Annotated in this window: 26 protein-coding genes; 8 read left to right on the plus strand and 18 right to left on the minus strand. The window is 70.0% G+C overall.

The features are described from left to right. Nucleotides 1-19: 19 nt before the first annotated feature. Entirely contained in the window at nucleotides 20-226 is a 207-nt protein-coding gene (locus LI334_RS03365) for a hypothetical protein (RefSeq protein ID WP_227261763.1), read from the plus strand. Here LI334_RS03365 and LI334_RS03370 read toward each other — a convergent pair. The 7 genes from LI334_RS03370 to LI334_RS03400 form a co-directional block, all read right to left on the minus strand. Continuing rightward, complete coding sequence (locus tag LI334_RS03370) at nucleotides 223-534, minus strand: cupin domain-containing protein (protein WP_227261764.1); 312 nt, start codon at nucleotides 532-534, stop codon at nucleotides 223-225. The two genes, LI334_RS03365 and LI334_RS03370, sit on opposite strands and share 4 nt — an antisense overlap. A 24-nt stretch (nucleotides 535-558) precedes the next feature. Then, a complete protein-coding gene (locus LI334_RS03375) occupies nucleotides 559-882 on the minus strand; it encodes a DUF7126 family protein (RefSeq protein ID WP_227261765.1) in 324 nt (107 codons plus the stop codon). Between the two features lie 41 nt (nucleotides 883-923). Further along, nucleotides 924-1691: a class I SAM-dependent methyltransferase gene (locus LI334_RS03380; RefSeq protein ID WP_227261766.1), complete on the minus strand. Its 768-nt coding sequence runs from the start codon at nucleotides 1689-1691 to the stop codon at nucleotides 924-926. Between the two features lie 39 nt (nucleotides 1692-1730). Continuing rightward, nucleotides 1731-2648 carry a glutamine-hydrolyzing GMP synthase gene (guaA, locus tag LI334_RS03385; RefSeq protein ID WP_227261767.1) on the minus strand — a complete coding sequence of 306 codons (918 nt, stop codon included), beginning with the start codon at nucleotides 2646-2648 and terminating at the stop codon, nucleotides 1731-1733. After that, nucleotides 2648-4276, minus strand: a complete 1629-nt coding sequence (locus tag LI334_RS03390) for a CTP synthase (RefSeq protein ID WP_227261768.1) — start codon at nucleotides 4274-4276, stop codon at nucleotides 2648-2650. The genes guaA and LI334_RS03390 overlap by 1 nt, the downstream gene beginning before the upstream one ends. Nucleotides 4277-4342: 66 nt before the next feature. Next, nucleotides 4343-5317 carry a hypothetical protein gene (locus tag LI334_RS03395; RefSeq protein ID WP_227261769.1) on the minus strand — a complete coding sequence of 325 codons (975 nt, stop codon included), beginning with the start codon at nucleotides 5315-5317 and terminating at the stop codon, nucleotides 4343-4345. A gap of 59 nt (nucleotides 5318-5376) precedes the next feature. Continuing rightward, nucleotides 5377-5976, minus strand: a complete 600-nt coding sequence (locus LI334_RS03400; protein ID WP_227261770.1) for an alpha/beta hydrolase — start codon at nucleotides 5974-5976, stop codon at nucleotides 5377-5379. An 81-nt stretch (nucleotides 5977-6057) separates the two neighbouring features. Here LI334_RS03400 and LI334_RS03405 point away from each other — a divergent pair, with 81 nt between their 5' ends. Continuing rightward, nucleotides 6058-6849, plus strand: a complete 792-nt coding sequence (locus LI334_RS03405; RefSeq protein ID WP_227261771.1) for a PspA/IM30 family protein — start codon at nucleotides 6058-6060, stop codon at nucleotides 6847-6849. On the opposite strand, the gene LI334_RS03410 is transcribed toward LI334_RS03405, so the two are convergent. After that, the gene (locus tag LI334_RS03410) at nucleotides 6744-8039 is read right to left on the minus strand and encodes a hypothetical protein (protein ID WP_227261772.1); all 1296 of its coding nucleotides are present in this window, start codon (nucleotides 8037-8039) and stop codon (nucleotides 6744-6746) included. The genes LI334_RS03405 and LI334_RS03410 overlap by 106 nt on opposite strands. Before the next feature lie 68 nt (nucleotides 8040-8107). Between LI334_RS03410 and LI334_RS03415 the strand changes: the two genes are divergently transcribed. Beyond that, nucleotides 8108-9157, plus strand: a complete 1050-nt coding sequence (locus LI334_RS03415; protein WP_227261773.1) for a hypothetical protein — start codon at nucleotides 8108-8110, stop codon at nucleotides 9155-9157. Here the strand turns inward: LI334_RS03415 and LI334_RS03420 are convergent. After that, entirely contained in the window at nucleotides 9154-10356 is a 1203-nt protein-coding gene (locus LI334_RS03420; protein WP_227261774.1) for an MFS transporter, read from the minus strand. The genes LI334_RS03415 and LI334_RS03420 overlap by 4 nt on opposite strands. Before the next feature lie 25 nt (nucleotides 10357-10381). Then, nucleotides 10382-10861 (minus strand): HPP family protein, encoded by a 480-nt coding sequence (locus LI334_RS03425; RefSeq protein ID WP_227261775.1) that lies wholly within the window; start codon nucleotides 10859-10861, stop codon nucleotides 10382-10384. 83 nt (nucleotides 10862-10944) lie between these two features. Between LI334_RS03425 and LI334_RS03430 the strand changes: the two genes are divergently transcribed. Continuing rightward, nucleotides 10945-11478 (plus strand): DUF6149 family protein, encoded by a 534-nt coding sequence (locus tag LI334_RS03430; RefSeq protein ID WP_227261776.1) that lies wholly within the window; start codon nucleotides 10945-10947, stop codon nucleotides 11476-11478. Here LI334_RS03430 and thrS read toward each other — a convergent pair. The 5 genes from thrS to LI334_RS03455 all read right to left on the minus strand — a co-directional run bounded on the left by thrS (nucleotide 11475) and on the right by LI334_RS03455 (nucleotide 16899). Next, entirely contained in the window at nucleotides 11475-13400 is a 1926-nt protein-coding gene (thrS, locus tag LI334_RS03435) for a threonine--tRNA ligase (RefSeq protein ID WP_227261777.1), read from the minus strand. The two genes, LI334_RS03430 and thrS, sit on opposite strands and share 4 nt — an antisense overlap. A 46-nt stretch (nucleotides 13401-13446) precedes the next feature. Further along, nucleotides 13447-14490, minus strand: a complete 1044-nt coding sequence (locus tag LI334_RS03440) for a dipeptide epimerase (protein WP_227261778.1) — start codon at nucleotides 14488-14490, stop codon at nucleotides 13447-13449. Beyond that, nucleotides 14487-15500 carry a DUF1611 domain-containing protein gene (locus tag LI334_RS03445; protein ID WP_227261779.1) on the minus strand — a complete coding sequence of 338 codons (1014 nt, stop codon included), beginning with the start codon at nucleotides 15498-15500 and terminating at the stop codon, nucleotides 14487-14489. The genes LI334_RS03440 and LI334_RS03445 overlap by 4 nt, the downstream gene beginning before the upstream one ends. 25 nt (nucleotides 15501-15525) lie before the next feature. Next, the gene (locus LI334_RS03450; RefSeq protein WP_227261780.1) at nucleotides 15526-16413 is read right to left on the minus strand and encodes a Vms1/Ankzf1 family peptidyl-tRNA hydrolase; all 888 of its coding nucleotides are present in this window, start codon (nucleotides 16411-16413) and stop codon (nucleotides 15526-15528) included. Nucleotides 16414-16560: 147 nt separating this feature from the next. Beyond that, on the minus strand, nucleotides 16561-16899 hold the full coding sequence (locus LI334_RS03455; RefSeq protein ID WP_227261781.1) for a DUF5802 family protein: 339 nt from the start codon (nucleotides 16897-16899) through the stop codon (nucleotides 16561-16563). A 137-nt stretch (nucleotides 16900-17036) separates the two neighbouring features. Here LI334_RS03455 and LI334_RS03460 point away from each other — a divergent pair, with 137 nt between their 5' ends. The 4 genes from LI334_RS03460 to LI334_RS03475 are packed head-to-tail and all read left to right on the plus strand — an operon-like array spanning nucleotide 17037 to nucleotide 20799. Continuing rightward, nucleotides 17037-17936, plus strand: coding sequence for a hypothetical protein (locus LI334_RS03460; protein WP_227261782.1), 900 nt, complete (start codon nucleotides 17037-17039; stop codon nucleotides 17934-17936). A 27-nt stretch (nucleotides 17937-17963) separates the two neighbouring features. Continuing rightward, complete coding sequence (locus LI334_RS03465; RefSeq protein ID WP_227261783.1) at nucleotides 17964-18614, plus strand: ArsR/SmtB family transcription factor; 651 nt, start codon at nucleotides 17964-17966, stop codon at nucleotides 18612-18614. 35 nt (nucleotides 18615-18649) lie between these two features. Further along, nucleotides 18650-19903 carry a Glu-tRNA(Gln) amidotransferase subunit GatD gene (gatD, locus tag LI334_RS03470; RefSeq protein ID WP_227261784.1) on the plus strand — a complete coding sequence of 418 codons (1254 nt, stop codon included), beginning with the start codon at nucleotides 18650-18652 and terminating at the stop codon, nucleotides 19901-19903. Beyond that, complete coding sequence (locus LI334_RS03475; protein ID WP_227261785.1) at nucleotides 19894-20799, plus strand: GNAT family N-acetyltransferase; 906 nt, start codon at nucleotides 19894-19896, stop codon at nucleotides 20797-20799. The genes gatD and LI334_RS03475 overlap by 10 nt, the downstream gene beginning before the upstream one ends. 3 nt (nucleotides 20800-20802) lie before the next feature. On the opposite strand, the gene LI334_RS03480 is transcribed toward LI334_RS03475, so the two are convergent. The 3 genes from LI334_RS03480 to LI334_RS03490 are packed head-to-tail and all read right to left on the minus strand — an operon-like array spanning nucleotide 20803 to nucleotide 23480. Further along, entirely contained in the window at nucleotides 20803-21072 is a 270-nt protein-coding gene (locus LI334_RS03480) for a ubiquitin-like small modifier protein 1 (RefSeq protein WP_227261786.1), read from the minus strand. Nucleotides 21073-21096: 24 nt separating this feature from the next. Then, nucleotides 21097-22251 carry a potassium transporter TrkA gene (locus tag LI334_RS03485; protein ID WP_227261787.1) on the minus strand — a complete coding sequence of 385 codons (1155 nt, stop codon included), beginning with the start codon at nucleotides 22249-22251 and terminating at the stop codon, nucleotides 21097-21099. Beyond that, nucleotides 22248-23480, minus strand: a complete 1233-nt coding sequence (locus LI334_RS03490) for a potassium channel family protein (RefSeq protein ID WP_227261788.1) — start codon at nucleotides 23478-23480, stop codon at nucleotides 22248-22250. Before LI334_RS03490 ends, LI334_RS03485 begins: the two co-directional genes overlap by 4 nt. Nucleotides 23481-23558: the final 78 nt, after the last annotated feature.

Raw genomic sequence — 23558 nt, forward strand, 5'->3', positions numbered from 1 at the left:
AGGCGGCGAACGTCCGGGTATGCCGCGGGAGGCCGAGTCCGTGCTCGCCGGAATCCTGGAGGAGCGCGAGACGACGCCGACCTGCGCGGTGTGTTCGAGCGACGCCGACTTCTTCCTCTACGAACCCGGCCGCGTCCGGAAGTTCGTCTGCTGGGAGCACGTCAGCCCGTACGCCGCCGCGGTGGACGAACCCGGGGACGACCGGCCGACGGCGCTCAGAATCTAGTCCATCGGCGTCAGCGTCGCCGTGAACACCGCGGGGTCGTCGCTCTCGTTTCGCGCGCCGTGCGGGACGCCGGGGTCGTGGACGACGACGCCCGGCGCGTCCACCTCCCGCTCGCTGTCGCCCTGCACGACGACGACCGTTCCCTCGACGACGTGGAACGCGTTCGTCTGGCCGGGATGCTCGTGCGGGCTGAGTTCGCCGCCCGGCCCGAGCGCGAACGCCTTCACGAGCACGTCCTCGGAGTAGTACAGTTCGCGGGTCTCCACGTCGCCCGCGTCGGGCGCGAAGTCGAGGTCGTGGACGTCCATACCGGCGCGTGGGCGCGGAGGTACTTAGGCTTCGACGCCCGTGAGTTCCTCCGCGACGAGGTCGGCGTCGAGGAGTTCGGTGTCGAGCGCGAGGTCGAGTTGGCCGCGGACGAACTCGGGAATCGTGTCCGGCGAGTAGACGACGGTCTTCAGGCGGTCGTTCAACTCCAGGGCGACCGACACCGCGGTGGATTCGCCCACGTCGGTCAGCACGAGGAGGTCGGTGTCCGCGACGCCCGCGTCCTCCAGTTCGGTGGCGCTCCCGAGGTCGATGCGTTCGACCGACACGCCGTGTTCGGCGAGCGCGTCACCGAGTCCGCGGTCGGGGCCGACGAGGATTGCGTTCATGCCGGAGACTCGGCGCTCGGCGGATAAGAAGGTGACGTAGACTACGCGACCGCCCAGAACCGCACGCTCCGCGGAACCTTCCAGAGGGCGTCGGGGAGGTCGCGCGCGCCCGGGTCGTTCTCCGCGACGTGCGGGTGCTGGTGTTCGACGAGTCGGTGCACGTCGAACCCGGCCTCCGCGAGCGCGTTGTACCGGGCGTCTATCGGGCGGTCGAAGACGGTGAGCGTCTCCCCGTACTCCTCGCTGATGGTGATGTCGCGCGGCCCGGGGTCGAGGTAGTCGCGCGTGAGTTCGCTGGTTTCGGCGTCGAACGCCTCGTAGAGGGGGTGTGGGACGCTGAGCACGAACACGCCGCCGGGGCGGAGGACGCGGTGGGCTTCCGCGAGCGCGCGGTCGAGGTCGGCGACCATCTGGAACGCCGCCTCGGAGGACGCGAGGTCGAAGCGGTCGTCGGGGAACGGGAGGCTGGTCACGTCGCCCTGCGCGAACCGGGCGTCCGCGCCGTAGAAGTCGCGGAGGCGGCGCGCGTGCGCGAGTTGCTCCTCGGAGAAGTCGAGGCCGACGGCGTCCGCGCCGAGTTCGGCGGTGCCGACGGTTCCCTGGCCGCCGCCGCAGCCGAGTTCGACGTAGTCCGCGCCCTCGACGTCACTCGCGTCGAGGAGCGATTGTTCCGCGAACCCGGGGGCGTCCGCGTCGAACGGCGACGGGGCGGGCGGCAGGTCGTCGTCCGTGTCCGCGTTCCACGCGGCCTGGAAGGCGTCGCTCCACTCGTTCCACAGTCGCCGGTTCGACTGCGCGTGGTCGTCCATACGCGCCCTCGAACGCCCCGCGAGAAGAAGGTTCGGCCGCTATTCGTACTCGATGGTCGCGGGCGGCTTGTGCGTCACGTCGTACACGACGCGACTCACGTCCTCGACCGTGCCCGTGATTCGGCTCTGGAGGCGCTGGAGCGTCTCCCAGTCGAGTTCCTGGGCGCGCGCGGTCATCCCGTCACGGCTCTCGACGGAGCGCACGGCGACGACGTGGCCGTGCACGCGGTTGTCGCCCTTCACGCCCGTCGCGCGGCCGAGCACGGCCGCGAACGCCTGCCAGGGCTCGTACTCCTCCAGTTCGTCCTCCACGATGTGCGTCGCCTCGCGGGCGACCCGCACCTTCTCCGCGGTGACCTCGCCGACGACGCGCACGGCGAGCCCGGGGCCGGGGAACGGCATCCGCTCCGAGATGACCTCTTCGAGGCCGAGTTCGCGCGCGACCGACCGCACCTCGTCCTTGTAGAGGTCGCGCAGCGGTTCGACGATACCCTCGAAGTCCACGGCGTCGGGGAGGCCGCCGACGTTGTGGTGGCTCTTGATGTTCCCCTCGCTCTCGATGCGGTCGGGGTAGATGGTGCCCTGCACGAGGTAGTCCGCGTCCGTCTCGCCCGCGACGGTCTCGAACTCCCGGATGAACTGCTCGCCGATGACCTTCCGCTTCTCCTCGGGGTCGGTCACACCCTCCAGCGCGCCGAGGAAGCGGTCTGCGGCGTCCACGACGCGCAGGCTGTCCATGTACCCGAACACCTCCTCGATCTCCTCCGTCTCGCCCTTCCGCATCAATCCGGTGTCCACGTACACGGGGACGAGCTGTTCGCCGACGGCCTCGTACGCGAGCGCCGCCGCCGTCGAGGAGTCCACGCCGCCGGAGAGCGCGATGATGGCCGTGCTGTCCCCGAGCTCCTCGCTGATTTCGGCTTTCGCCTCGCCGATGAACTCGTCCACGTCCACCATCAGGCGGTCACCTCCGTCTCCGCGAGCACCGCCTGCAGTAGCCCGACGAACGGCGGGCTCGCGCGCCCGGGGCGACTGCGGAACTCGGGGTGGAACTGCGTCCCGAGGAAGTACGGGTGGTCGTCGAGTTCGACTATCTCCATGCGGTTACCCGCGTGCCCGCTGAACGTCAAGCCGTCGCTCGTGAGGTCGTCGATGTACTCCGGGTTCACCTCGTAGCGGTGGCGGTGGCGTTCCGTGCACGTGTCCGCGTCGTACACGTCGTGGGCGAGCGTCCCCGGTTCGATTTCGGTCTCGTGCGCGCCGAGCCGCATCGTCCCGCCGAGGTCTTCCATGTCGTACTGCTCGGGGAGCAAGTCGATGACCGGGTACGGCGTGTCCTCGTCGATTTCCGCGGAGTGCGCGCCCGCCAGTCCGAGGACGTTCCGCGCGTACTCCACGACCGCGAGCTGGAAGCCCAGGCAGAGGCCGAGGAAGGGCACGCCGTGTTCGCGGGCGTACCGCACGGCTTCGAGTTTTCCTTCGATTCCGCGGCTCCCGAACCCGCCGGGGACGACGATGCCGTCCGCGGATTCGAGGCGGTCGCGGTGCTCGTCGTTCATCTTCTCCGAGTCCACCCAGGTGACGTTCACGCTCACGCGCTCGTGCAGGCCGGCGTGCTTGAGGGACTCGTGAATCGAGATGTAGGCGTCCTCCAATGCGTACTTCCCGACGAGCGCGATGTCCACGTCGCCCTCGGTGTCCCGGGTGACGAGGTCGCGCCACTCGGTCGAGCGCTCGCCCGCGGGGAGCGCGTCGTCGGCGATGGCGAGTTCGCTCATCACGTACTCGTCCAGGCCTTCCTCTTCGAGCATCAGGGGGACGTGATAGATGTCCTCCACGTCCGGGTTCGAGAACACGGCGTCGGTCGGCACGTCGCAGAACAGCGCTATCTTCTCCTTCACGCTCTCCTCCAGTTTCTCGGGGTTCCGTCCGACCAGAATGTCGGGCTGGAGGCCGATGGAGCGCAGTTCCTTCACGGAGTGCTGGGTCGGTTTCGTCTTCTGCTCGCCGTTCTTCGAATCGGGGACGAGCGTGACGTGCGCGAACAGGAGGTCGTCGTCGTCCTGCTCGTGGCTGAACTGCCGGAGCGCTTCGAGGTACGGCATCCCCTCGATGTCCCCGACGGTACCGCCGATTTCGACGATGCACACGTCGCTCCCCTCAGCGGCCTCCCGAATGCGGCGCTTGATGTCGTCGGTGACGTGCGGAATCACCTGCACGGTCTTCCCGAGGTAGTCGCCGGCGCGCTCGCGCTCGATGACCTCCTGGTAGACCTTCCCCGTGGTGACGTTGTGGTCGGAGGTCATGTCGGCGTCGAGGAAGCGCTCGTAGTTCCCCAAGTCGAGGTCGACCTCGCCGCCGTCCTTGAGCACGTACACCTCGCCGTGCTGGTAGGGGTTCATGGTTCCGGCGTCCACGTTCAGGTAGGGGTCTACCTTCACGGCGGTCACGTCGAACCCCGCGTTCGAGAGAAGTCGTCCGAGGCTCGCGGCCGTGATACCCTTCCCCAGGCCGGACATCACGCCCCCGGTAACGAACACGAATTTGTCGCCCAGTGATGGGTCGTATCCGGTCTCCGTCGGCATACTGTCTGTCCGCAATCCCAGTTCTAAACCGTTTCGGAGACCGCTCGCGTGCGGTTTGCTGACAGCCTACTCGGCGTCCCGCGGAATCCCCTGGAGGGTGTCGGAGCGGTCGTAGATGACGAACTGGCCCGCGGACTCGGTGCGCTTCGCGATGGCGACCACGCGCAGGATGTACGTGCCGAGCAGGACGATGGGCGCGAGCGACACGACGTGCACGCCGACGACCAGCCAGTGCGACTGCGGGAGCTGGTCGATGTGCAGGAGCACGAACGACATCGCGACGATGGCGGGGAACGCGACCAGGAAGAGGTCGCGAGAGAGGTTCGCGAACTCCCGCCGGAAGTAGAGCGTCTTGAAGTACTCGCGGGTGGTCGCGAGGTACTGGAGGAGGTCGAGCATGTCGTCGATGGTCTCGTCCACGGACTCCGGGAGGTCGCCGTCGCCCTCCGCGCGAAGCCGCTGGAGGTCGTTCACCTGGCGCTCGTAGTCGTACGCGAGCGTCGCCAACACCACGTCGAGCGGGCCCGCGGCCTCGTCGAGTTTCGCGTTCAGGTCGGCGGTCGCCGCCCCGAGGTCGTCGAGGTAGGCGTCGAAGTCCTCCCGGAATTCGAGGTCGGTCGCGGGGATGCGTTCTTCGAGGTACTGCGCGCGCTCCACGATGTCGCCCGTGAGCACGCGCAGGAACGCGGACGGCCTCCCGGGCACGTGGTCGAACTCCGTCACCTCCTCCAGGCGGTGGCGGAACTGGGAGACGGAGTGGATGCGGCCGAACTGCTCGCCGAGCGGGTTCTGCTCGCCGGAGACGAACAGGCTGTTCACGGAGACGACGATGGAGACGAGGAGGAAGTTCCCGCTCAACAGCGTCGTCACCAGCGGTACGACCGTCTGGTGCCGGGAGAGTGTCTGTCCGAGGCCGCCCGTGAGGAGGTGGCCGACGGGACCGAACAGCACGAACAGCAGGACGACCGCGATGGTCGTGACTGTCAGGCGGTTCGCCCGATACACCAGCCACTCCGTCGCGCGCGATACCGGCGATGCCATCACTCGGGGGTTGGGAGCGCCCCCGGATTAGTGGTTCGGGCCGACGCGCCCCCAGCGGGTCACGCCCTGAGCGCGTCCGCGAGGAAGCCGCCCGCGGCGTCCGCGACCTGGTCGGTCTTCCCGACGAAGAAGTGGTCGGCGGAGAGTTCCACCACCGTCATCCCGTGTTCGCGGGCGCGCTCGACGACGGGCCGCCAGTCCGCGGTCATGTCGCGCGCGCCGTACACGACCTGCGTCGGGCTCGCGATGTCGTCGAGGGCGTCCGCCGCGTTCAACCCGGCTTCGACTTCTGCGGTGGGCGCGAGCAGGCTCACGCCCGCGAGGTCGATTTCCGTACTGGCGGCGGCGAGCGCGGCTATCGCGCCGCCGAAACTGAACCCGAACACGCCGACGGCGTCGTACGCGTCGGCGGCCCAGCGGAGGGCGTTCCGGGCGTCCTCGCGCTCGCCGCGTCCCTCGTCCCAGGAACCGTAGTCGAACCGAAGACACGCGATTTCGGGCGTGAGGTGGTCGCTGACGGCGGTGAGGCGGGCGTCGCCGCGGTGCCCTCGGTGCTGTGGGTGGGGCGGGCACGCGACCACGCAGGCGTCCGCGTCGCGGGGGCCGTCGAGCGTCGCTTCGACGCGGCGCGCGCCCGGCACGAACACGGTTTCTCCCATACGCACGCTCCACGACTCCGGGAGGTTTAGCGGTGGTGTTCGCCGGCGAGAATTTTAAGCATGGAGGACGAACCGACTGGTATGGGACTGCTCTCGCGACTCTCGTACGCCATCCGGTCGAAACTGAACGCGCTCGTCGGGCGGACGGAGAACCCCCAGGAGGCGCTCGACTACTCCTACGAGCGGATGCAGGACGAACGACAGAACGTCCGCGAGAGCCTCGCGGACCTCACGGCGCAGAAGAAACGACTCGAAGCCCAGCGCTCGCGGCTGAACGAGAACGTGGAGAAGCACGCCCGGCAGGCGGAGGAGGCGATGCGTCAAGACCGCGAGGACTTGGCGCGCCGCGCGCTGGAGAAGAAGCAGGCGAAGGTACAGCAGATGAAGGAGTTGGACGAGCAGATAGCGGAACTGGAGCGCACGCAGGCGGACGTGGAGGAGAAGAAGGAGCAACTCGACCAGCGCATCGAGGAGTTCCGGACGAAGAAGGAGACGATGAAGGCGCGCCACGAGGCCGCGGAAGCCCAGAGCCGCGTGAACGAGGCGTTGACGGGCGTCGGCGGCGAGATGGGTGAGGTGAACCGGGCGGTCGAGCGCGCGACCGAACGCACGGAGGAGATGGAGGCGCGCGCCGCCGCGCTCGACGAACTCGAAGACAGAGGCGCGCTCGAATCCACGACGGGCGAGGACGAGATAACGACCGAACTCCGCGCGGAGCGAAACGAGAGCGAGGTGGACGCGGAACTGGAGACGCTCCGCGAGGAGGTTCAGGGCGACCGGGACGTGAGCGAGGCAGAGAAGTCCGCGGAGGCGGAGGTCTCGGAGGCGTCCGTCGAGGAGGAACTCGAATCGCTGCGCGAGGAGGAGTCCTGAGCGAGCGCCCGAACCGCCGACTCGTTCGTCCCCGACACCACCGTCACCCGGTCGCCCGCCCTGTCGATGGCGGCGTAGAACCGGGGCGTCGTGTCCGTCGCGGGCACGGCGAGCAGTCCGTCGGTCGTGGTGGCGTTCCGCGAATCGAGCATCCCGCGCCACGCGGCCGCGAACGCCGCCGCCTCCGTCTCGTTCTGCCACGCCGTCCGCCAGTGCACGGCGTTCGCGCCGTAGTACGTCATGCGGTCGTTCCGCCAGCCGAACGCCGCGCCCGCCGCCGCGTCCTTCGAGTAGTCGTTCGCGCGTAACGCGAGCCGAATCCCGAGTTCGCCCACGGTGTCGTACCGAACCGGCGTCAGACTGTCCGTGCGCGGCGGGTCGGCGAGCGCGGGTTTCGTGTCGTTCACGCCGGGGTGGAGGAGCGCGCGCGTCGTGTTCGGCGGCGACCGCAGGACGGCGTTCCGCTCGTCCGGCGTCTCCGCTCGTTCGCGCACGTACTCGTAGCCGTAGTGGTAGTAGGCGGACGAGAACGCGGCCTGCCAGCGCTCGCGCTCGACCGACGACAGCGACACCACGGGCCGGGACGCGTTCGGCAGGTAGCGGTTCCGGTACGCGAGCGCGGTCGATTGCGCGTCGCCCTCGACGACGCCGCGCACGGCGAGCGCGCGGTCGGTGTCGAGCAACCCGGACGTCCCCATCCGCACCGCCGCGAAGTCGTGCTGGTACTGGAGGGCGTGCACGAGTTCGTGCGCGAACACCAGTTCCTGCGGGTACGCGTCCACGTCCTCCCGGAGGACGATGCGCGGCCCCGCGTACGTCACGCCGAGCGTGGTGCCGGCGGGCGCGCTCGCGTTCGTCTTGAGGCCGAGCGCCACCGCGCCGGCGGGCCGGATGCCGAGCGCGCGGTCGGGGAGGTCGCGCGCGCCGAGCGCGGTCATCGCCGCCTCGCTCACGCGAATCACGCCCGTGGCGTTCAAGCCGCGGAGGCGTTCGACGCGGTCGAGCACGCGCTGTCCGTCGTAGTCGAGCGCGGCGTCCTCGTACGCGAGCGGGCCGTCCGGCGACGCGTCGGTCGTCGTCGGGCCGTCGGTCGTCGTCGGCGCGCTCGTGGTCGGTGCCGTGTCCGCGGTCGGAGCCGAACAGCCGGCGAGGACGAGCAGGAGGACGGCGAGGAGGGCGCGTGCCTGCATGGGGGAAGCGTCCGCGCGCCGTCACATAAGGCCGTCGTCCCTTTCACGGTGGCCGCCGAACCCCCGGTATGAGCGACTCGGGCGACGACGGCGCGGGCGAGGAGCGGCCGAGCGACACGATGCGCGAGCGCGTCCCCGAGAGCAGTCGGAAGTTCTGGGTGCTCCTCGACGCCCCGCGGTGGGCGCTCGCCGCCGGCATCGCGGGCGTCGTCTTCCTCGCGCTCGTCGTCCTCGGCCACCTCCACCCGCTCGGCACCCCGAAACTGTTCGCGACCGCCGACCCCGTGGAGACGCTGTTTCAGGGTCTCCTTGGCTCCATCATCACGGGCGTCACGCTCGTGCTCACGCTCAGCCAGCTCGTGCTCAGCCAGGAACTCGGCGCGGTCGGCGACCAGCGCGACCGCATGGAGGGCGCGACCGCCTTCCGCGAGGACGTGGCCGACCTGCTCGACGAACCCGTCAGCCCCGCGATGCCCTCCGCGTTCCTCCGCGCGCTCGTCTCCCTCACCGAAGACCGCGTGAACGCCCTCGAAACCGCCGTCGAGGACATCGAGAACGACGACCTCCGGGACGCGGTCGCCGAGTACGCGGAGAACCTCCGCGGGAACGCCGACGCCGTCGAAGACCAGCTCGACGGCGCGCAGTTCGGCGAGTTCGACGTGGTGTGGGCGGCGCTGAACTACAACTACTCGTGGAAGATTTACGCCGCGAAGAAACTCCGCGCCGAGCACCGAGAGAGCCTCACCGAGGACGCCGAAACCGCGTTCGACGACCTCGTGGAGTCACTCGAACTGTTCGGCCCCGCCCGCGAGCACTTCAAGACGCTCTACTTCCAGTGGGAACTCGTCAACCTCTCCCGAACCCTCATCTACGCCGCCGTCCCCGCGCTCACCACCGCCATCGCCACCCTCGTCTACCTCGAACCCAGGCTGTTCCCCGGGGCGGTCTGGGGCGTCGAACCGCTCGTCGTGGTCGTCGCCGCGGCCGCCACCGTCTCAGTCGTGCCGTTCGCCATCCTCCTCGCGTACATCCTCCGCATCATCACCGTCACGAAGCGCACGCTCTCCATCGGGTCGTTCATCCTCCGAGAAACGGAGCGCTCCCGCGACCTCGACTAGCTCGCCGCCAGTCGCGCGCCGAGCACCGTCGCGACGACGGCGAACGCGGCGAGCGCGAGAAACAGCGCGAACGGCGTGGCGTACGCGAGGAGACCACCCGCGACGGTCGCGCCGAGCGCGCCGACGCCGAACACGCCCAGATAGGTGAAGCCGTACGAGATACCTCTGGTCTCGGGCGGCGAGTACTCCGCGACGAGCGCCTGGTACATCGGCTGGACGACGAACAGGAAGAACCCGAGCACCGCGCTCACCGCGAGCAGGGGTACCGCGCCGATGCCGGCGAGCGGCATGAACGCGACGGCGAGCACCGCGAGCACGCCGAACGCGATGGCGATACCGCGCTCGGGCGGCATCATGTCGGTGAGCCGGCCGCCCGCGTACTGGCCGAGCACGCCGACGGCGAGCAGGCCGGAGTAGACGTAGCGCGCGGGGTCGCTGATGCCCGAATCGGTTGCGAACGCCTGCACGAAGTCGAGGTCGGAGAGCAGTTCGGGGAGGAACGTGAGGACGCCCCGGTAGTAGAGACCGCTCATCATCACGATGCCGAACACGAGGACGAACGCGCCCGCGAACAGCGTCTTCGAGGTGTCGAGGAACGCGCTCCACGACGCGGGCGGGCCGCTCGCCTTCCCGCCGGCCTCGTGCGCGGACTCGTCCACGGACACGAGGAGCACGAGGCCCGCGGCGACGATGGCGGGGACGCCGAGCACGACGACGACGGTGCGCCAGTCGAACGCGAGGAGGAGGAGGCTGGTCGCGAGCGGGCCGGCGGCGATGCCGACGTTCCCGGCGATGCCGTGGAAGGCGAGGCCGCGGCCGCGCTCGGTGACGCCCGTGCTGATGAGGGAGAGGCCGGCGGGGTGGTAGACGCTCGCCGCGACGCCCCAGCAGACGAGCGCGAGCGCGATGACGAGCACGGACGGTGCGACGCTCAACAGGAGGAAGGACGCGCCCATCCCCGCGACGCACGCGGCGATGAGCGGCTTCGACCCGACGTGGTCGGCGAGCACGCCCGCGGGGAGCGCGCCCAACCCGAACAACCCCATCCCGACCGTCACCACGAGGCCGAGTTCCGCCGTCGTCGTGGAGAACTCGGTGAGCCAGATGGTGACGAGGATGGGGATGGAGAGTTCGTACGTGTGGACCAGGGCGTGCGCGAGCATCGCGACGCCGACGATGGCCCGGTCGTTCCGGTTCACGCACGGGAGAACACGGAGAACCGGGTTAAGTCTCGGGTTTCCGGTAGACGCTCGCGAGTTCGTGCGCGCCCAGGAGGACGGCGACGCTCGCGACGATGATGGCGACCTCCAGCGGGGTGGCGAGGAGGCCGAGGGAGACGATGAGCGTCGTCGCACAGGCGGGCGGGTGGACGGCGTCCAGCGCGAGCATCCCCCACGCCGTGAGCGCGACCGACAGCGTCCCGCTCGCCGCGAGGCGCGCGCCCTCGATGGTCGCGGGCGCGAACCCCGCGGTGAGCATCGCATCCCCGGCGAGCAGCGTGTACGCGAGGAAGCCCGCGACCGCGCCGACTGCGTGTCCGCCGACGACGCGCCGGCGCGCCCGCTCGACGCCGCCGAACGCCAGCACGAACGCCGTCGGCCCGAGACTCGGGAACACGAACGGCTCCCCGGACAGCCACGCCAGCGCGCCGAGCACGCAGAACAAGCCCGCGGCGCGCACACCCGTCACGAACGCCCTGTTCACGCTCCCAGTCCGCCCGCCGCCCCCAAAAGCCCTCCCCACTCGCGGCCACCACGAACTACTTCCCCCCGTCCGATTCCGGTCGTATGCGGCTCTACCAGACGCCGAAGAACTATGTCGCGCAGGTCGTGCTTGAACGCGACATCCCGCTCCTCACGGACGCGATGCGGTCGTGGCTCGTCTCGCTCCACGCGGACTTCTTCGTCGAAGCCTCCGAGACCGACGGCGAGGCGCGGCGCGCGCACCTCGACGCGCTGTTCGACGCGACCATCGACGCCTACCTCCGCGCGCTCGACGAGGGCTACCCGGAGGCCGAGGCCCGGGAAATCACGCACGTGATGGCCGCCTGGGACTTCCAGAACCAGGGCTGGGGCGAACTCCTCGAATTCCCGCCCGACGAACGCCGAGAATACTACGAGAAGTACAGCGAGTTCTTCGACGCGCACGACGCGAACCCCGAAAACCCGCTCGGCGAGTTCGCGCCGCCCACTGGATTACCGTACGCGCCGACGACGCCCGAGCGACTCGACGGCGAGTTCCCGTTCGCCGAACCCGGACTGGTGGACGACATCTACGTCCACGCGCCCGACGACGAAGTCCACCTCGGCTGCGGCCGCTAGACGAGGAACGTGACCGCGCGGCGCTTCTGCTCCTCTTCGAGTTCGAGGTGTTCGCGGAACGAATCGAGCGCCACGTCGCCCTCCTGGCGCTCCTGGCGGTCGCGGACGGAGACGGTTCCGGTCTCCTCCTCGTCGCCGCCGACGATGAGCATGTAGGGGACGTTGTCGTCGTGCGCCTGCTGAATCTTCCGCCCGACCGTCCACGAGCGGTCTTCGACCTCGACGCGGAAGTCGTCGAGTTCGCTCGCGACCTCGCGGGCGTACGGGATGTTGTCGTCCGTGACGGGGAGGACGCGCACCTGCTCGGGCGCGAGCCAGAGCGGGAACTGGCCCTTGAAGTGCTCGATGAGCACGCCCATGAACCGCTCGAAGCTCCCGAGGAGCGCGCGGTGAATCATCACGGGGTGGTGTTCCTCGTTGTCCTCGCCGATGTACGTGAGGTCGAGGTTCCGCGGGATGTTGAAGTCCACCTGCACCGTCCCGATGGTCCACTCGCGCCCCAGGGCGTCACGGGCGTTGATGCCGATCTTCGGTCCGTAGAACGCCGCCTCACCCTCTTCGACGTCGTAGTCGAGGTCTTCTTCCTGGAGCGCGTCAATGAGCGCGTCCGTCGCCTGCTCCCAGATGTCCGCCGACCCCATCGCGTCCTCGCCCCGGGTTTCGAGCTTGTAGAGGACTTCGAGGCCGAAGTGGCCGTAAATCTCCTCGATGGCCTGGAGGATGTCGAGGATTTCTCCCTGAATCTGGTCTGGGCGGACGAACGCGTGTCCGTCGTCCTGCGTGAACCCGCGCACCCGCAGGAGCCCGGAGAGTTCGCCCGACTGCTCGTTCCGGTAGTCGTTCCCGAACTCCGAAAACCGCACGGGGAGGTCGCGGTAGGAGTGCGTGGACTCCGAGTAAATGTGGGCGTGGTTCGCGCAGTTCATCGGCTTCAGGCCGTACTCGGTGTCGTCCTGCTCCCACGCGAACATCTCGCCGTTCTCCGTGAACGTCTCGTAGTGCCCGGTCGGCTTCCAGAGCTCCGCCTTGTTCAACTCCGGCGTCCGAACCTCGTCGAACCCGAGGTCGTCGTTCTTCTCCCGCACGTAGTCCTCCAGCTGGCGGCGAATCGCCATCCCGTTCGGGTGGTAGTGCGGACAGCCCGGACTGTGCTCGGGCACCGAAAAGAGGTCCATCTCCTGGCCGATCTTCCGGTGGTCGCGCTCCTTCGCCTCCTCGCGCATCTCCAGGAAGTCCTCCAGTTCGGACTCGGTGGGGAACGCGGTGCCGTGGACGCGCGTCAGCGTCTCCTTCTCCTCGTCGCCCCGCCAGTACGCGGCGGAGACGGAGAGGAGTTTGAAGCCGCCGACTTCCCCCGTCGAATCGACGTGCGGGCCTTGGCAGAGGTCGCGCCAGTCGCCCTGCTCGTAGAACGACACGGGGTCTTCGTCCGCGGCCTCCGTCTCCAGAATCTCGCGCTTGAACTCGTTGTCCTCGAAGAACTCGAACGCGTCCTCCCGCGGGACTTCGACGCGCTCGATGGGGTAGTCGGCCTCGACGATGTCCGCCATCTCCGCTTCGATGTCGTCGAGGTCGGCCTCCTCCAACTCGACGTTCGCCACGTCGTAGTAGAACCCCTCGTCGGTGGAGGGGCCGATGGTGAGTTTCGCCTCCGGGTACACCCGCTGGAGCGCCTGTGCGAACACGTGCGCGGCGGAGTGGCGGAGCACGTCGAGGTACTCCTCGCTGCTGTCCGTGACGATTTCGATGCGGCAGTCCTCGTAGAGTGGTTCTTCCTTCGCGACGAGGTCGCCGTCCACGACGCCGGCGACGGTGTCCCGGCCGAGGCCTTCGCCGATTCGGTACGCGATGTCCTCGACCGTCTCCCCGGCGTCCGCGGAGAGCGTGGAGCCGTCGGGGAGCGTGACCGTGAGTTCGCTCATGGGGCGAATACGGCCAACAGCCCACATAAGCGTGACGTGATACCGCTTACTCGACGGGGCGCGCGCACGTCCCCGACCGCTCGACGGCGTCGAGGTCTATGTAGCCGCCGGGGAGCGGCACGCCCTCGTAGGGGTCGTCCGCGAGGAGGAGGGAGCCGTCGAGGTCGGCGTAGTCGAGCAGGGGCGCGAGGTGGCAGGCCGCGGCGATGGCGGCGTTCGTCTCCACCATACAGCCGAGCATGACTTCGAGGCCCTGGGCGCGGGCGGCGTGAATCATCCGCGTCGCCTCCCGCAGACCGCCGCACTTCATGAGTTTGATGTTCGCGATGTCCGCGCGGCCCGCGAGGGCGGGCACGTCCGCGAGCGTGACGCAGGACTCGTCCGCCGCAATCGGGAGCGCGCTTCGCTCGTAGACGAACTCCAACCCGTCGGCGTTCTCCGCGGGCACCGGCTGTTCGACGAACTCCACGCCGTACTCCGCCAGCCACTCGGTGTTCGCGACGGCCTCGCGGGGCGTCCACGCCTCGTTCGCGTCCACGCGGATTGTCGCGTCCGGCGCGGCCTCCCGCACGGTTCGGACGATCTCTTCGTCCCGCGGCGTCCCGAGTTTCACCTTCAGCGTCCCGTACCCCGCCGCCACGGCCTCCCGGGTCTTCTCCCGCATCGTCTCGGTGTCGTCCAATCCGATGGTGAACGACGAGGTCACCGATTGCTCGGGGTCGAGTCCCCAGTACCGATACAGGGGGAGGCCCGCGCGCTTCGCCGCGAGGTCGTGGAGCGCGATACTCACCGCGCACCGCGCCGCCGGATTCCCCGACACCGCCTCCCGCATCCCCGTCTCGATTCGGTCGAGGGCGTGCGGGTCACCGACTTCCTCGACCACGGACAGGAGGTCGGGGAGGACGGCTTCCACGGTACTCGCGGTCTCGCCGTAGTGCGTCGAGGGCGCGGCCGCTCCCACGCCCGTGTTCCCCTCGTCGTCTTCGATGCGAACGACGACGTTCTCCGCGGTCGCCGTGGTGCCGCGCGCGATGGTGAACGCGTGTTCGAGCGGGAGGCTCACCCGGTCGAACTCGGCTTCCAGGGTCATAGGATGTCGTCGAGCACCTCGTCCATGCCGAAGCGCACCGGGTCGGTCGCGGGCACGTCGATGGTGTCGGCGTACGACTCGACGGCCTCGCGCGCCGCGTCGTCGCCGTCCACGCCACGCGTGTTCAGCGCGCCGGCGACGACCTCCGTCTCGTGGACGGGCGCGGCGAGCGACTCGTAGAGCGACACGTACTCGGGGAGCGGCGGCAACTCCTGGTCGTAGCCGTGCACGGAGTCGCGGTCGTGCTCGTGGCAGAGCACGAGTTTGTCCGCCATCGACCCGTGGAGGATGCCGCAGGTCACCGCGGAGTACGCGGGGTGGACGATGCTCCCCTGGCCCTCGACGAACACCACGTCGTGGTCGTCGCCGACCTCCAGAATCATCTCCTCCACCGCGCCCGCCGTGAAGTCGGACACCACGCGGTCGATCGGGTTCCCCCAGCCGGCGATCATGATGCCGGTCTGGCCGGTCGGGACGAACGCCGCGTCGTACCCCGCGTCCTCCGCGGCCGCGACGAGTTCGAGCGTCGTCGTCATCTTCCCCACCGAGCAGTCCGTGCCGACGGTGAGCACGACCTCCGCGCTCACCTCGTCCGCGACGCCGTCCGCGACGGTGAGGTCGGGCGACGGCTTCCGCACGTCCCAGAGTTCGCCGCCGTGCTCGGCCGCGAGGCGCGCGAACTCGTCGTCCTCGGCGAGGAAGTAGTGGAGGCCCGAAACCACTTCGAGGCCGCGTTCGAGCGCGTTCCGCACGTCCGGCCGCCAGGACTCGTCGAACCCGCCGCCGATGGGTGCGATGCCGATGAGCAACCCATCGACCTCGTCCTCGACCTCGCTCATCGACGCGACGACCGGGGCGTCCGGAACGTCGTCGATGAGGTCGTTCACGCGCTTGCCGGCGTTGTCGCGGTCGACCACGGCGACGACCTCGTGGTCGCCGTACCGCATGACGCCGACCGCGGTCTTCGCGCGGTCGGGGAACTTCTCGTGTGCGAGCAGTGCGATACGCATACCCGCCACATGGACACCGCCCGTCCTAAATCAACCGGAGGCGAACGGTCCAGAAGTCCCGGAACGCCTCCGCGAGCGCGTCCTCGGGGTCGCCGGTCGCGTCCGACGGCGCGGTCTCGGCCGCTCGCTCCGCGAACTCCGGGAGGAGCGTGCGCTCCCCGACGACGTACACGGTCTCGGTGTCCAGCGCGTCCAGCGCGTCCTCGCACCGTTCGATGTGTTCCGCGACCTGCTCGTCGCGCCGGCGCTCGAACCGGCCCTGACTGAACCCGCCCTTCGAGTGCTTCGACTTCACGTCGCTCTCGAACCCTTCGAACCCGGTGCGCTCGCGGCCGTCGTACGTGCCGAGCGCGAACAGGTCGGCGCGCACGACCGCCAGCGCGAACTCGCCCGTCGGCTCGAACCACTCCCGTTCGACCTCGAAGCCGTCGCTCCACGCGTCGAACGGCTCCGGCGCAATCGGCGGGCGGAGCGTCGCGCTCACGACGCCGTCGGCGTCCCGAACCGCGAGACAGGGGCTCGCGCGCTCCACGAGCGCCGCGCGCTCACCGAACGCGTCGCGCACGCTCCCCGGAATCCGGTCGTCCACCATCGCGGTCAGCGCGCCGTCGCCGGGCGCGTCCACGGTTTCGAGCCGCGCGAGCAATCGGTCGAGGCGCTCACCGAACACGTCGGCGGTTCCGCGGAAGTCGAGTTCCTCCTCGACGGTCTCCGCGCGCTCCACGCGGTCGCGGAGCTCCTCGACGCGGTCTTCCAGCCGATTGACCTCCTCTTCGGCCTCCTGTTTCGCCGCGACCGCGTCCCGGCGGCGCTCGCCCTCGGCGTCGAGTTGCGCCCGCAGGCTCTCGACCTCGTCTTCGAGTTCCTCGACGCGGTCTTTCAGGTGCGCGCGCCCGAGGAGTCTGTCCAGCATCGACCGGACGACCGCCCGCTGGCCGGAAAAACGTAGCGAATGGGCTGACGGACAGTCCTCGCTGGCGGGCGCGCGGCGGACTGCCGTGTTCGCGGGACGCGCGCCCCCTGGGTCACGTCACGCCGCCCGCTGGCGTCGGCTTCCTATTTAAACTGCGCCCGTGCGGACGAGGCGTTCGGCGTGGTCAGCCTTCGCGAGCAGGACTTCGCGGAGCGCGGGCGGGTTGTCCACGGAGACGCGTTCGAGGAGGTCGCGGGGGACGGCGAGCGTGTCCGCGGGCACGTCGGCGCTCCCGTGGACGCGGAGGTGGGCGGTGTCGAGTTTCATCACGAGCGGGTAGTCGGTTCGCTCCACGCCCTCGCCGGACGCGTAGAGCTGTTCGTTCACGCGCTCGTGCTGGCGGCGCTGCATCGCCGCGCGGTCGCCGTCGTGCGGCTCCACCACGAGCCGACCGAGGTAGTAGCCGTTCGAAAACACCTCGAACATACATGTTACCGTTTACCACGGTAGTAGTTAAGCGCGTCGGCGAAGGCTTTTATCGAACGGCTGCGCGACCGTTCACGCCCCGAAAACGGTTCGAACGAACGACCGGGTTTTTACCCTGCAGGTCGTACGGTCGGGTGATGAATCGCGCCGCCCTCGTCGCCGCGGTCGCGCTCGCCGCCGCGACCCTCACCGCCGTCGTCGCCGCTGGAGCGACGGCCGGAGTCGCGCCCGCCGTGGCGGACGCCGCTGCGAACAACACCACCGCGAACGACACGGCCGAGAACGCGAGCTTCGGCGCGAGCCTCTCCTCGTTCATGGCGTCGAACGCCGCGGACGCGAACGGCACCGTCGACCAGGGACTCTGGGAGGCGTCCGTGAACCGCTCCGAGAACGCGACCGACGACGTGACGCGGCGCGTCGCCACCCTCCAGGAACGCCTCAGCGAACTCCAGGAGCGCCGGCAGGCGCTCGTTGACGCCCGCCAGAACGGCTCGCTCTCCCCGCTCGCGTTCCGCGCGCAGATGGCGGAACTGTCCGCGCGCTACCAGCAACTCGCGGCGTCCGCGAACGACACCGCGTCCGTCGCCCGCGCGCACAACGCCACGCCGCCCGGCCTCCAGACGCTCGTGGAGAACGCGTCCGCCGCCGCGGCCGCCACGCGCGGCCCGCCCGGCGACATCCCGGGACGCGGCACCGACGCGCCCCGCGGGCCGCCCGAGAACACCACCCGGGGCCCGTCCGAGAACCGCACCACTGGCCCGCCGGAGAACACCACCCCGGGCCCTCCTGAGAACACGACGCGCGGGCCGCCTGAGAACACGACCCAGGGGCCGCCTGACGGCACGACGACACGCGGTGGCGAGAACGCCGGGAACGCCGGCGGGGCGGACACGACGACGCGCGACGCCGGGAACGCGAGCGACGGCGCGACGACCACGCGGCGCGGAACCCGCGGCGGGAACGCCGGCGGGAGCGGCGACGGGAACGGCCGGCCCGCCGCGTTCGACCCCGCGGTTCGCGGGGAGTCACCCTTTTGAACGCGAGTCCCTAACCGTCGCGCGGTAATGGATTCCGGGGCGCTCCTCGACCTGCTCGGTAACGCCAATCGGCGTCGCATCCTGCGACTGCTCGCGCAGAAGCCGTGCTACGTCACCGAGATAAGCGAGTACATCGGCGTCAGCCCGAAGGCCGTCATCGACCACTTGCGCCGCCTCGAAGACGCCGGGCTCGTGGAGAGCCACACGGACGACCGCCGCCGGAAGTACTTCCACATCGCGCGCAACCTCCGCCTTGAAGTGAGCGTCAGCCCCTACGAGTTCGGCGCGAAGAGCGCGTACCCCGCGAGCACCACGCTCGATTTGGGCCGGTGTACGCACCTCAGCATCGACCTCGAAATCGCCGACGAACCGGAAGTCAGCGGGCTGGCCGCGGAGCTCCGCGACCTCCGCGAACTGGAGCGCGAACTCTCGATGGCCCAGCGCTGGGTGCAGGGCCGGCTCGCGGATGTGCAGTCCGACATCGCGGACGCCGCCACGGAGGACGACGACCACCTCGTCCCGGACGTGCTCGCGGAAATCGTCGACCGCCCGCTGGACACGCGGGCGCTCGCCGACCGCGTGAACGCGCCGCCGTCCGTCGTGGAGAGCACGCTCGTCCGCCTCCGCGAGCGCGGTATCGTGGAGGAGGACGGCGACGGCTGGCGCATCGCGGAGTAGAATCCTTTTAGTCCGCGCCACCGCTGGGTTCGGGTATGAACACTGGGGATCGCGTTCGCGTCAGCCGCGCGGGCGAGGAGACGGAGGGCGTCGTCCTCCCGTCCTCGTCGCCGGAGACGCTCGTCCTGAAACTCGACAGCGGCTACAACGTCGGTATCAGCCGCGAGGACGCCGACGTGACCGTCGTCGAGTCCGACGTGTACGAACTGGAGCGCGAGGAGAGCGACACCGGCAGCGTCTCCGAGGTCGATTTCGACGACGACCTACCCACCATCTCGCTCATCAGCACGGGCGGCACCATCGCCTCCACGGTGGACTATCGGACGGGCGCGGTGACCGCGCAGTTCGACGCCGAGGACGTGCTCCGCGCCGTCCCCGACCTCGCGGGTCGCGCGAACTACCGCGGGCGCGTCGTGGCGAACATCCTCTCCGAGAACATGGAGCCGTCCATCTGGCAGGACCTCGCCCGCGCGGTCCACGACGAAATCGAGGCCGGCGCGGACGGCGTCGTCGTGATGCACGGCACGGACACGATGCAGTACTCGGCGTCCGCGCTCGCGTTCATGCTCGACACGCCGGTTCCCGTGGTGTTCACGGGAAGCCAGCGCTCCGCCGACCGCCCCTCCTCGGACAACGTGATGAACGCCGTCTGTTCGGTGGAGGCCGCGAAGTCGGACGCCGCCGAGGTGATGGTGTGCATGCACGCCTCGGAGAGCGACGACCGGTGCGCGCTCCACCGCGGCACGCGCGTGCGGAAGAACCACACGAGCCGCCGGGACGCGTTCGAGACGGTCGGCGCGGACCCGCTCGGGTACGTCGAGTACGAGACCGAGACCGTCGAGTTCACCCGGGAGACCGCGGAGCGCGGCGGCGTCGAACTCGACATCGCGCCCGCCATCGAGGAGGACGTGGCGCTCGTGAAGTTCACGCCGAACATGGATCCGGGCTTTCTCGACCTCTGCGAGGGGAAGGCGGGCGTCGTCATCGAGGGCACGGGCCTCGGACACGTCCACTCCGACCTCGTCGGCCGCATCGACGACCTGACGAGCGACGGGACGGCGGTCGTGATGACGAGTCAGTGCCTCGAAGGCCGCGTCTGTGACCGCGTGTACGATACGGGCCGCGACCTCCTGGACGCCGGTATCATCGAGGGCGAGGACACGCTCCCCGGCACGGCGAAAGTCAAACTGATGTGGGTGCTGGCGAACGCGAGCGAGGAGAGCGTGGACGAGGCGTTCCGCACGCCCGTCGCCGGCGAACTCACCGACCGCTCGACGCCATGGCAGTAACGATTCGGCAGGCCCGCCTGGACGATTCCGAGGCGGTCGCGGCGTTCACGCAGGACACGTGGAGCGACCGGCGGGAGAACGGCGACTACATCCCGCGCGTCTTCGAGGACTGGGTCGAGTCCGACGACGACACCCAGCGCACGTTCGTCGCGGACGTGGACGGCACCGCGGCCGGCGTCTTCCAAATCGTCCGCCTGAGCGACCACGAGGCGTGGGCGCAGGGGATGCGGGTCGACCCCGACCACCGCGGGAAGTCGCTCGGCACCCGGATGACGCACGCGGGCTTCGACTGGGCGCGCGAGACGGGCGCGACCGTCGCCCGGAACATGGTGTTCTCGTGGAACGTCATGGGCTTGGGGCTCTCCCGCGCCGCCGGCTTCGAACCCGAGACCGAGTTCCGCTGGGTGCACCCCGACCCCGACCCCGACGCCGCCCACGACTATACCGAGACCGAGGACGTGCACGCGGCGTGGCGCGCCATCCAGTCCAGCCGCGCGTTCGACGAACTCGCCGGTCTCGGCCTCGACCTGAACGAGGCCTGGGCGCTCAGCGAAATCACGAAGGAGACGCTCCGGGACGCGCCGCGAACCATCGCGCTCACGAACGACCGGGGCGCGCGAGCGGCGGCCTACCGCGTCCGCGACTACGACCGCGAGAACGAGGACGGCGAGTCGGTGACGTGGGCGGATTACGGCGTCGGCGTCTGGCACGACACCCGGGCCTGCGAGGCGCTCCTCGCCGCCGTCAGCCGGGACGCCGCAGAACGCGACATCGATCGGGTGCGCGTCCTCATTCCCGAGGACGCCGAGTTCGTCAGCGACGTGGCCGCCGCCCGCGTCGATATCGGCGACGAACCCGACTTCGTCACCGCCGCCGACCTCACCGCCGACTACTGACTTCTACCCGCCGCTCACGGGCGGGAACAGCGCGAGTTCGTCGCCGTCCTCGACGGTCGCGTCGAGGTCGTCCACGGGCGCGCCGTTCCGGAGGACGTTGATGTGGTCGTGGAGTCTGCCGTCGTCGTCCAGCACTCTGTCTTCGAGCGCGGGACGGTCGGCGAGAAGGGCGTCGAGGGCGGCCCCGACGGTCGGGGTTTCCACTGTCACGGCGACGTGGCCGTCGCCCGCGACTTCCGCGAGGTCCGCGAATAACTTCCACTCGGCGTTCATGTCGAGTGGGTCGGACTGCGAGCCCTAAGAGCCTCCCGACTCCCCGGGCGCGCCGCCGGCGTCCGCTTCGATGCGGCGGAGGGTTTCGGGGCGCGCGACGACGTACAGCCAGTCGTTCCCCGCGAGCCGGCGGTCGCGGGACGGAATCGGCTCCACGGGGCCGTCCTGGGGGCGGACGGCGACGACGGTCGCTTCGACGTCCCGGAGGCGGGTGCCGGCGAGCGGGCCGTCGGGCGCGACGCGGATGGCGGCCATCGTCTCGTCCGCGGCGCGGAGGAGCGCGGCGAACTCGCGGTCGGCGCTCGGCGTCGAGGGAAGGGTGAGGAGGCGGTACCGGCCGCCCGCGACCCGCTCGGCGTCGGCTTCGTCGAGCGCGAGCGTGACGGTGTCCCCGGCGGTCGCGCGGAGTTCCGCGGTCGCGACGCGCTCGGGGGTTTCGCCGGTCGTCCACACCTGCACCACGTCGCCCGCGCTCGCGGAGTTCGGGGGGTCTGCGGTGACGGCGACCGCGGCGGTACCGGGGCCGAGCGTCGGGCCGATACCGGCGAGGCGGCGGCCGACCGCGAGGTAGGTGACGGTGCCGTCGGGTTCCATCTCCACGTCCACGTACCCCACGTCGTGGTCGTCCTTCAGCCGGTTCACGACGCGCTCGCGGAGTTCCTCGACGGTGAGCCGGCGCGGGAAGATGAGGGTCTTCCCCGCGATGTCGTCCTTCACGGACGCCTCGGCGGGTTCGTACTCCTCGATGTCGCCCACGTCCTCGGGGAGCGTGACGGCGACGACCCGCCCGACGGCCTGCACGAGCTGGCTCACCTCGCCCGTCACCTCTCGCGCGCCCGCGGCGGCGAACGCGGAGACGGCGATTCGGTCGCCGGTTCGCTGGCCGACCGGCCCGACCGCGGTGGCGAGCGCGAACGCGGCGCTGTTGAAGAGGACGACGTTCATTTCGAACAGCTCGGACTGGCCGGCGAGCACTTGCGTCACGGCGGATTTCGTGTTCAGGTAGAGCGCGACCGACGCGACGGCGGCGAGCACCGCGAGACCGGTCGGGACGCGGTCGCGGAAGTACCACCGGTAGCCGAGCGCGACGACGCCCGCGGTGACGCCCGCGAGCACCGTGAGGCCGAACAGGCGGGCGGCGGCGAGCGCCGACACCCCGAACAGCGTCTGGGCTATCACGCGACCACCCCGTCGAAGGCGTCGAGGGCGTCCCGCGACCCGACGACGAACGCGTCGTCGCCCGCCTCCAGGCGCGTGCTCCCCCGGGGAGCCATCGTCCACGCGCCGTCGTGCCGAACCGCGAGCACGACGACGCCGTGCTCGTCGCGGGGGTCGCTCTCCGCGAGCGTGCGGCCGGCGAGCGCGCTGTCCGCGCCGACGGTGACGCGGCGGAGGCGGTGGCCGGCGCGCCGCAGGAGGCTCACGAGTTCGAACTCGCGCCGGGTGCCCCGCGACCGCACCACCACCGTCCCGCCATCGGCCGCGAGCACCGCCGTCGCGTCCGCGCGGTCGAGCGCGACCGTCACCCGGCCGTTCCCGCCGGTCGTCGTCCCCACGGCCGCCGCGCCGCCCGCGTCCGTCCCGCCGTCGGTCGACGCGTCCGCGTCCGCCGGGTTCGACTCCGCCTTCTTCTCGCCCGACTTCGCGCTCACGACCGTGCCGGTGGCGGTCGTCCCGCCCGCGAACACCGTCACCGCGTCCCCGCGCGCGACCCCGGTCGGCACGAGCGCCTCCACGGACACCGCGCGCTTCCCCGACGGCACGCGCTTCGACACGCCCGACACCGGCGGCGCGGCGACGACGGTGGCGCGCGCCTGTTCGTCGAGCGTCGCGTCCGCGGCCGCGAGGTCGAACTCGCTCTGCAACCGGTCTTCGAACCGCGTCTCTATCTCGCCCACCGGGAGGTCGGCGGGGAACGTCCACTCGGTCTCCCGAATCTCCGCGCGGAGCGGCTCGGGGAGCGGCGGGTAGCCCTCCATGTCCGCGACGTCCCCCACGACCTCCACTCGCACCTGGCCGCGCGTGCCGACGAGTTCCACCACGTCGCGGTTGAACGTGCGCTCCCGGATGCGCGCGAGGCTGATTCGCTTCGGGAGCGTGCCGCCGAGGCGGTCGCCCTGGGCGTGCGCGTAGAAACTCATCATCAGGATGACCATGAGCGCGGTGAGAACGGTCGTGCTGTTCGCGGACTGGAGGATGGTCTGGTCGTTGAACGCGAGGAGCCCGCCGTTGATGCCGGCGACCGCGACCGCGAGCACGACGACACCGAGCGCGGGAATCGTGAGTCCGGTGACGTACTTGAACACGAACCCGAACCCGAACGACACCAGCACCGGCACCACGCCGGCCAGCAGGCCGAGGTAGATGCCGCGGAGCACCTGCACCGCCAATCCTGACTCCACTGCCATACGTCGTGTGGAGGCGGGGACGCCTTACCAGTACCGCCCGCCAGAACCGCCTCGCTTATACTCGCGCGGCCATCCTAT

It is taken from the genome of Salarchaeum japonicum, assembly GCF_020614395.1.
Lineage (GTDB): Archaea > Halobacteriota > Halobacteria > Halobacteriales > Halobacteriaceae > Salarchaeum > Salarchaeum japonicum.

What these genes read in the sequence shown, in the direction of transcription:
- LI334_RS03365 (WP_227261763.1), top strand. Translation starts at nt 20, where the DNA reads ATGCCGCGGGAGGCCGAGTCCGTGCTCGCCGGAATCCTGGAGGAGCGC.
- LI334_RS03370 (WP_227261764.1), bottom strand. Translation starts at nt 534, where the DNA reads ATGGACGTCCACGACCTCGACTTCGCGCCCGACGCGGGCGACGTGGAG.
- LI334_RS03375 (WP_227261765.1), bottom strand. Translation starts at nt 882, where the DNA reads ATGAACGCAATCCTCGTCGGCCCCGACCGCGGACTCGGTGACGCGCTC.
- LI334_RS03380 (WP_227261766.1), bottom strand. Translation starts at nt 1,691, where the DNA reads ATGGACGACCACGCGCAGTCGAACCGGCGACTGTGGAACGAGTGGAGC.
- guaA (WP_227261767.1), bottom strand. Translation starts at nt 2,648, where the DNA reads ATGGTGGACGTGGACGAGTTCATCGGCGAGGCGAAAGCCGAAATCAGC.
- LI334_RS03390 (WP_227261768.1), bottom strand. Translation starts at nt 4,276, where the DNA reads ATGCCGACGGAGACCGGATACGACCCATCACTGGGCGACAAATTCGTG.
- LI334_RS03395 (WP_227261769.1), bottom strand. Translation starts at nt 5,317, where the DNA reads ATGGCATCGCCGGTATCGCGCGCGACGGAGTGGCTGGTGTATCGGGCG.
- LI334_RS03400 (WP_227261770.1), bottom strand. Translation starts at nt 5,976, where the DNA reads ATGGGAGAAACCGTGTTCGTGCCGGGCGCGCGCCGCGTCGAAGCGACG.
- LI334_RS03405 (WP_227261771.1), top strand. Translation starts at nt 6,058, where the DNA reads ATGGGACTGCTCTCGCGACTCTCGTACGCCATCCGGTCGAAACTGAAC.
- LI334_RS03410 (WP_227261772.1), bottom strand. Translation starts at nt 8,039, where the DNA reads ATGCAGGCACGCGCCCTCCTCGCCGTCCTCCTGCTCGTCCTCGCCGGC.
- LI334_RS03415 (WP_227261773.1), top strand. Translation starts at nt 8,108, where the DNA reads ATGAGCGACTCGGGCGACGACGGCGCGGGCGAGGAGCGGCCGAGCGAC.
- LI334_RS03430 (WP_227261776.1), top strand. Translation starts at nt 10,945, where the DNA reads ATGCGGCTCTACCAGACGCCGAAGAACTATGTCGCGCAGGTCGTGCTT.
- thrS (WP_227261777.1), bottom strand. Translation starts at nt 13,400, where the DNA reads ATGAGCGAACTCACGGTCACGCTCCCCGACGGCTCCACGCTCTCCGCG.
- LI334_RS03440 (WP_227261778.1), bottom strand. Translation starts at nt 14,490, where the DNA reads ATGACCCTGGAAGCCGAGTTCGACCGGGTGAGCCTCCCGCTCGAACAC.
- LI334_RS03445 (WP_227261779.1), bottom strand. Translation starts at nt 15,500, where the DNA reads ATGCGTATCGCACTGCTCGCACACGAGAAGTTCCCCGACCGCGCGAAG.
- LI334_RS03450 (WP_227261780.1), bottom strand. Translation starts at nt 16,413, where the DNA reads ATGCTGGACAGACTCCTCGGGCGCGCGCACCTGAAAGACCGCGTCGAG.
- LI334_RS03455 (WP_227261781.1), bottom strand. Translation starts at nt 16,899, where the DNA reads ATGTTCGAGGTGTTTTCGAACGGCTACTACCTCGGTCGGCTCGTGGTG.
- LI334_RS03460 (WP_227261782.1), top strand. Translation starts at nt 17,037, where the DNA reads ATGAATCGCGCCGCCCTCGTCGCCGCGGTCGCGCTCGCCGCCGCGACC.
- LI334_RS03465 (WP_227261783.1), top strand. Translation starts at nt 17,964, where the DNA reads ATGGATTCCGGGGCGCTCCTCGACCTGCTCGGTAACGCCAATCGGCGT.
- gatD (WP_227261784.1), top strand. Translation starts at nt 18,650, where the DNA reads ATGAACACTGGGGATCGCGTTCGCGTCAGCCGCGCGGGCGAGGAGACG.
- LI334_RS03475 (WP_227261785.1), top strand. Translation starts at nt 19,894, where the DNA reads ATGGCAGTAACGATTCGGCAGGCCCGCCTGGACGATTCCGAGGCGGTC.
- LI334_RS03480 (WP_227261786.1), bottom strand. Translation starts at nt 21,072, where the DNA reads ATGAACGCCGAGTGGAAGTTATTCGCGGACCTCGCGGAAGTCGCGGGC.
- LI334_RS03490 (WP_227261788.1), bottom strand. Translation starts at nt 23,480, where the DNA reads ATGGCAGTGGAGTCAGGATTGGCGGTGCAGGTGCTCCGCGGCATCTAC.